Annotated in this window: 4 protein-coding genes and 2 pseudogenes; 3 read left to right on the top strand and 3 right to left on the bottom strand. The window is 65.5% G+C overall.

The genetic code is table 11. The features are described 5' to 3' along the window. Nucleotides 1-645: MFS transporter (locus tag QOI01_RS02640; protein WP_526378332.1), on the top strand; the 645-nt coding region annotated here is incomplete at its 5' end. Nucleotides 646-696: 51 nt separating this feature from the next. Here the strand turns inward: QOI01_RS02640 and QOI01_RS02645 are convergent. Then, nucleotides 697-1,911: a low temperature requirement protein A gene (locus QOI01_RS02645; protein ID WP_526378338.1), complete on the bottom strand. Its 1,215-nt coding sequence runs from the start codon at nt 1,909-1,911 to the stop codon at nt 697-699. A 129-nt stretch (nt 1,912-2,040) separates the two neighbouring features. Here QOI01_RS02645 and QOI01_RS02650 point away from each other — a divergent pair, with 129 nt between their 5' ends. Then, nucleotides 2,041-3,057 carry an NAD-dependent epimerase/dehydratase family protein gene (locus QOI01_RS02650; protein ID WP_526378334.1) on the top strand — a complete coding sequence of 339 codons (1,017 nt, stop codon included), beginning with the start codon at nt 2,041-2,043 and terminating at the stop codon, nt 3,055-3,057. Between the two features lie 29 nt (nt 3,058-3,086). Here the strand turns inward: QOI01_RS02650 and QOI01_RS02655 are convergent, their stop codons facing one another. Continuing rightward, nucleotides 3,087-5,951, bottom strand: coding sequence for an MMPL/RND family transporter (locus QOI01_RS02655; protein WP_526378336.1), 2,865 nt, complete (start codon nt 5,949-5,951; stop codon nt 3,087-3,089). Nucleotides 5,952-6,172: 221 nt separating this feature from the next. Between QOI01_RS02655 and QOI01_RS02660 the strand changes: the two are divergent. Continuing rightward, a pseudogene (locus tag QOI01_RS02660) lies at nt 6,173-6,463 on the top strand (PPOX class F420-dependent oxidoreductase); the annotation flags it as partial. Here the strand turns inward: QOI01_RS02660 and QOI01_RS02665 are convergent. After that, a pseudogene (locus tag QOI01_RS02665) lies at nt 6,440-6,591 on the bottom strand (arginine deiminase family protein); the annotation flags it as partial. The pseudogenes QOI01_RS02660 and QOI01_RS02665 sit on opposite strands and share 24 nt — an antisense overlap.

Raw genomic sequence — 6,591 nt, forward strand, 5'->3', positions numbered from 1 at the left:
CCGGGCACGCGGCTGGGGTTCTTCACCCATATGGGCACCCAGTTCTCCGTCACGGCCTTCGCGCTGATGTGGGGAGTACCGTATCTGACTGTGGCGCAGGGCCTTTCGCCAGGCGCGGCGGGCGCTCTGCTGACGATCTCGGTCATCGCCGCCATCTCGTCGGGCATCCTCGTCGGAATCTTCACGGGTCGGCTACCGCATCGGCGGTCACGCCTGGTGTTGGCCATCATCGGCGCCAACGCGTTGGCCTGGACGGTGGTTCTGGCGCTGCCGCATCGGGCGCCGCTCTGGCTGCTCGTCGCGCTGATCGTCGTCATCTCCGTTGGTGGCCCCGGCTCGATGGTTGGCTTCGACTTCGCGCGCACCTTCAATCCGAGCGCCACGCTGGGCACCGCACAGGGCATGGTCAACATGGGCGGTTTCGTCGCCTCGCTGTTGGTCATGCAGGCGATGGGCGTCATCCTCGGGGCAGCGGGCGGGTACTCGTTCGAGTCGTTCCGGCTGGCCTGGACAGTGCAGTACGCGATCTGGGTGCTCGCCGTCGTCGGGATTCTCATCACGCGAGGCAAGACGCGGCGTTTGATGAAGGCCGAGCAGGAGCGCTCGTTGCTCGAGACGTTCGACGCGAACGCCCGCGAGCGCTGAGGGCGAGCGAGCCGTACCCGCAGTGCTGACGCCGAATCCGCCGCCTCGCTTTTACGGGCCTTTTACGACACTGGCCGAGACGGCCTGCGCGGCGTGACGGTGCCCCAGCACCTCGAAACCCACCACGCTGACCACCGGCGCCAAGGTGACGATCAGCAGGCACGCCGTCATGGGCACGCCCGCGCCCGCCGAGACCACGGCCGCGATGAGGACGGCGGCCGACAGGACTGCGAGCACGACGTGGAACCCGTCCCACGTCTTCACCATCAACCCGTAGAGCACGAAGACCAAGGCGATGTAGACCCCTACGGGGACGGCCACCGCCAAAACGGTGCCAACGGGGCCGATCTCGGAGTGCCCTTCGACGTAGTAGGCGGCGGTGTGCAGTCCCGAACCCGTGCCGACGATCGCCCCGAACACCGCGATGTGCAGGTAGCCGAACGGGAACGACCGCTCGGGGTGCGCGTGCAGGAGGTCGGCGGACGGCAGGGCGAAGTAGATCCACCACATACCGAAGGTCAGGCCGGTACCGGCGACGGCGAGGATGACGGCATCCGGCGTCCACCCGTGCTCCGTCACCACGGCGCCCAGCGAGGCCACCGTGCCGACCACGCCCTCGCCGAGCGCGATGATGGCCAGCAGCCCGTACCGCTCGGCGATGTGGTGGGCATGCCAGGGCGTGCCACCCTTGCGGGTCTCGGCGAGCCACGGTCCGACCATCTCCGCGAGGGCCAGCAGCGCGAACACGACGAGCCCGACGGGAACGGACAGCGGCAGGAAGATCGAGGTGATCCAGCCGATCTGGACGATCGTGATGACCGTTGCGTAGGTCAGGCTCGCGGAGCGGCGCGCCGGATCCTGCCGCGCGGCCCGCAGCCACTGAGTCACCATCGCGACCCGCATCACGACGTAACCGGCGACCATGAGGGCGTTGTCGAGGTGCCCGCCGTGTTCGATCGAGGTGAAGAACGGCGGGATGCCCAGCGCCAGGATGAGCACACCGACCATCTGCATCATCGTCAGGACGCGGTAGATCCAGTCGTCGGTGTCATATGCCGAGGCGAACCAGGTGAAGTTGATCCAGGCCCAGCACGTCGCGAACGTCGCGAAGAGGAAACTCGTCAGCCCGACCCCGACGTGGCCCGCGGCGACCATGTGGGAAAGCTCTGAGGCCGCGACGCCGAACGCGATGACGAACGTCAGGTCGAACAGCAGTTCCAGCGGCGTGGCCACGCGGTGGCGCTCGTGGGGATCGCGGCCCGCCATCCGGCGCACCCGGTGCGCGCGCACCACGGCGGCTGGCTCTGACGGCTCCAATTCGTTCACCTGATCAAACTCCCTTCCGACGGCGGTTGACCGTACCGAATGCGCGCTGGTGTCGCTAAATTCACGACCATGGCAGGTCGAACGAAGTTGGTCATCGGTGCGAGCGGATTCCTAGGCTCGCACGTCACGCGTCAGCTCGTCGAGCGCGGCGACGAGGTCAGGGTCCTGCTGCGCCGAACGAGTTCGACGAAGGCCATCGACGATCTGACCGTCGAGCGCCACTACGGTGACGTGTTCGACGACGAGGCACTGCGGTCTGCGATGGACGGTGTCGACGACGTCTTCTACTGCGTCGTCGACACCAGGGTGTGGCTGCGTGACCCCGCTCCGCTCTTCCGCACCAATGTCGAAGGGCTGCAACATGTTCTGGACACGGCGGTCGACGCGGACCTTCACCGCTTCGTCTTCACCAGCAGCATCGGCACCATCGGCATCCCCACCGAAGGCCGCGCGGCCACCGAGGACGACGAGTTCAACTGGGCCGACAAGGGTGGCGGCTACATCCAATCCCGGGTGGCAGCGGAGAACCTGGTGCTGAAGTACGCGAGGGAACGCGGACTTCCCGCGGTCGCGTTGTGCGTCGCCAATACGTACGGTCCCGGCGATTACGCGCCGACCACCCACGGCGCGCTGCTGTACGCGGCATCGGCGGGCAAGATGCCCGCGTACATCAAGGGCACCGCGAGCGAGGTCGTCGGCATCGAGGATGCCGCGGCCGCGCTCCTGCTGGCGGCCGACGAGGGCCGAAACGGCGAGCGGTACATCATCTCCGAGCGTTTCATGACGGCTCGGGAGCTTTACGCCGCGGCGGCCGAGGCGGGCGACGCGACACCGCCACGCTTCGGCATCCCGCTGCGCGCGATGTACGTGCTGGGCTTCGCAGGCGACGTGGCGGCCACGCTGCTGCGACGCGACATGGCCCTGTCGACACTCAGCGTGCGGCTGATGCACGTCATGTCACCCATGGATCACGGCAAGGCCGAACGCGAACTGGGTTGGCGTCCGGAGCCGGTGCACGATTCGATCGAAAAGGCCACGCACTGGTACCGCGACCACCGGAACCGCTCGCCCACCGCCCAGGGTTGACGAACCCCGTTGCGCCTCAGCTGAATCCGTCAGACTCCAGTGGAGACGGGCGACGTCACGGGCTCGGGATCGGTTGGCCGCGGACGGTACCTCCCGAGCCGCGCACCGACGTTCTGCGGCCACCAGAACCACTTGCCCATGAGGGCCGCGATCGCCGGGGTCATGAACGTCCGGACGATCAGGGTGTCGAATAGCAGGCCCAGTGCGATGGTGGTACCCACCTGGCCCATGACCTTCAGATCGCTGGTCGCGAACGTCGCCATCGTGGCGGCGAAGACGAGGCCCGCCGACGTCACCACCGAACCCGTGCCCGCCATCGAGCGGATGATGCCGGTCTTCAACCCCCCGTGCAGCTCTTCCTTGAACCGGGACACCAGCAACAGGTTGTAGTCCGAACCCACCGCCAACAGGAGGATGACCGACATCGCCAGCACCATCCAGTGCAGCTCGAGGCCGAGGATGTGCTGCCAGAGGAGCACCGACAGACCGAACGACGCGCCCAGCGACAGCAGCACCGTGCCCACGATCACGGCTGCCGCCACCACGGCTCTGGTGATGATCAGCATGATGATGAAGATCAGTGTCACTGCGGAGATGCCGGCGATCAGCAGGTCGTAGTACGACCCGTCCCGCATGTCCTTGTACGTGGCGGCGGTTCCGGCCAGGTAGATGCTGGACCCCTCCAGCGGCGTACCCTTGATGGCTTCCTTGGCGGCCTGCTTGATCGCATCGATGTGCGAGATGCCCTCGGCGGTGGCCGGATCGCCCTCGTGACTGATGATGAAGCGCACCGAGTGACCGTCCGGCGAGATGAAGTTCTTCATCCCGCGCTTGAAGTCCTTGTTGTCGAAGATCTCCGGTGGCAGGTAGAACGTGTCGTCGTTCCTCGACGCGTCGAACGCGTCACCCATCGCGGACTGGTTCTCCTGCATCGCCGACTGCTGATCCTGCATGCCCTTCTGGGTCTGATACATCGTCAGCATCATCTGTTTCACCGACTTCAGCTGCTCGAGCTGGGGTCGCAACGACGCCGCCAGCTGCGGCGTGAGCGCATCCAGCTGCTCGATGTTGTCGACCAGGCCGCCGATCTGATCACTGAGCGCGTCGATGCCGTCCAACGTGTCGAACACAGACCGCCCCGCCTGGCACACCGGGATGTCGTAGCAGTGCGGCTCCCAGTAGAGGTACGCACGGAGTGGTCGGAACCAGTCGTCGAAGTCCGAGATGTGATCGCGCAGATCATAGACCGTGTTCGAGAGGTCTTTGATCTTGCCGGTCATGTCGTGGATGTTTGCGCTGAGCTCATCCATCAGCGCCAGCATGTGCGTCAGGGTGTTGATCATGGTCTGCATGTCGTCGGCCTGTTTGAGCATGTTGGCGAACGAATCCTGCTGGTACTTCTGGTTCATCTGCGAGGTGGTGCCCTGCATGCTGATCTGGAACGGGATGGTGCTGTGCTTGATCGGCTTGCCGTCTGGCCGCGTGATGGTCTGGACCCGCGAGATGCCGGGCGTGTGGAAGACGGCCTTGGCGATCTTGTCGATGACGAGGAAGTCGGCCGACGTGCGTAGGTCGTGGTCGCTCTCGATCATCAGCAGCTCGGGGTTCATCCGGGCGGAGTTGAAGTGCCGGTCGGCCACTTGGTAGCCGACGTTGGCAGGCATGTCGGTAGGCAGGTACTTGCGGTCGTTGTAATTCGCCCGGTAGCTGGGCAGCGCGAGCAGACCCACCAGCGCCAGTGCGATCGTCGCGACCAGGATCGGACCAGGCCACCGCACGACCATGGTGCCTACCCGGCGCCAACCCCGAGACCGGATGGCGCGCTTCGGTTCGAACAGCCCGAAGCGGCTGCCGATCGCGATCACCGCGGGACCCAGGGTCAGCGCGGCGAGCACGGCGACGGTTGTGCCCACCGCGCAGGGCACGCCAAGGGTCTGGAAGTACGGCAGCCGCGTGAAGCTGAGGCACAGCATCGCACCGGCGATGGTCAGGCCGGACCCCAGCACGACGTGGGCGGTCCCGTGGAACATCGAGTAGTACGACGACTCCTTGTCCTCCCCCGCACCACGCGCCTCCTGATAGCGGCCGATGAGGAAGATGGCGTAATCGGTTCCCGCGGCTATCACCAAAAGGGTCAACAGGCTCGTCGCGAAGGTCGAGAGGCCGATGATCTCGTGATAGCCGAGAAAGGCGACGATGCCACGGGCCGCGCCCAGCTCGGAGAACACCATCAGCAGCACCAGGATCATGGTGACTACCGATCGATAGACGAGCACGAGCATGACCGCGATGACCACCAGCGTGATCAGCGTGACCATGACGATGCTCTTGTCGCCCGCATCGTGTTGGTCGGCCACCAGCGGCGCGCCACCGGTCACGTACGCCTTCACGCCCGGTGGGGCCGGCGTGTGGTCGACGATGTCGCGGATCGCCTCGGCGGATTCGTTGGCCAGCGTTTCGCCCATGTTGCCGTGCAGATAGACCTGCACGTAGGCAGACTTGCCGTCGTTGCTCTGCGCGCCCGACGCCGTCAGTGGATCGCCCCAGAAGTCCTGGATGTGCTCGACGTGGGCCGTGTCGGCTTCGAACTTCTTGATCAGCTGGTCGTAGTAGTGGTGAGCGTCGGCGCCCAGCGGCTGGTCGCCCTCCAGGATGACCATGGCGTTGCTGTCAGAGGTGAACTCCTGGAAGGTCCTGCCGATCTTCTCCATCGACATCATCGATGGCGCATCCTTGGCGTTCATCGACACCGTGTGCGCTTGGCCGACCTCCTCCAAGGACGGCACGGCGACGTTGGTGATGACCGTGAGCGCCAGCCAGCCGAGCACGATCGGCAGCGCCAACCTCCGGATCCAATGCGCGATCTTGGAACGCTCGAGGTGCGTGTCACTCATTCGACGTTCACTGCCCTCGATCACTTTGGTTCGTCGCCCGACTGGGACGCCACCTGGCTCGACACGTGGAACCGTGCGCTCAATATATCTAGGCCGTCAAACTGTCTCCTGTCAATTGGACGGTCGCCCGACTCCTGTGACCTGTCTCGCTTACCGTGGTCGACGTGAGCGAACTCTCCGATGACGTGATCGCATTCGTGTCCGAGGGCACTCGTACGGCGATGCTCGGCTACGTGGCGGCCGACGGCCGACCGCTGGTCGCGCCGGTGTGGTTCGTCGTGGACGGTGGCCGACTGGCGTTCAACACCGGCAAGGACACCGCCAAGGGGCGCGCCTTGGCGAGGGACCCTCGCGTGGTCGTATGCGTCGACGATCCGCATCCGCCGTACTCCTTCGTCCAGGTTCAGGGCATCGCTTCGATCAGCGAGGACCCGCAGGACCTGGTCGCCATCGCGACCCGTACCGGTCACCGCTACATGGGCGCCGACAAGGCCGACGAGTACGGCCGCCGCACCGGGAACCAGCACGTCACCACCTTCGATGTTGGCCATGCCCCACGACTGTTCGGGGTCGCCCCACCAGACCTGGGATCCGACGTAATCGGGGTGGAATTCGTAGATGGCCTTCATCAGCAGCGTCT

Origin of the sequence: Mycobacterium sp. (assembly GCF_032162605.1) — a bacterium.
Taxonomy (GTDB): domain Bacteria; phylum Actinomycetota; class Actinomycetes; order Mycobacteriales; family Mycobacteriaceae; genus Mycobacterium.